This is a genomic window from Candidatus Protochlamydia sp. R18 (assembly GCF_000648255.1).
GTDB lineage: Bacteria > Chlamydiota > Chlamydiia > Chlamydiales > Parachlamydiaceae > Protochlamydia > Protochlamydia amoebophila.
In genome coordinates this window covers 1-321 of the sequence record NZ_BASL01000117.1, presented here as the reverse complement: position 1 = coordinate 321, position 321 = coordinate 1, and the positions used below count along the sequence as shown (strand labels likewise).

The window sequence follows — 321 nt, the reverse complement described above, 5'->3', positions numbered from 1 at the left end:
AGTAAGACCCGTTGCCAATACAATTTTGTTAATAATTCCAGCCGAATTTTGATAATCTTTTATTAACTTTTCTTTGTATTGTTCAGCTTTTATAGCTTCAAGTTGATGTTGCAAGTTTTCGTTATTATCTTGGAGGTGTCTCACTTCGTTCGTGAGACGAGTAATTTGTTGGTTTAATTTTCCTTCGACTCTTCCAAAAATTTGCATACAGCTAATAAATACATTATTCATAATCTCAAACCTATCTTCTAAAGTAAGGCTAGAGTCTTGCAAGAAATTATTCATTTGTTGCATGGCAGTTGATGGATTTTGTACAGCTAA

At 32.4% G+C, this 321-nt stretch carries 1 pseudogene; it reads right to left on the bottom strand.

The features are described from left to right. Nucleotides 1-321, bottom strand: a pseudogene (locus TY19_RS00050) (hypothetical protein); the annotation flags it as partial.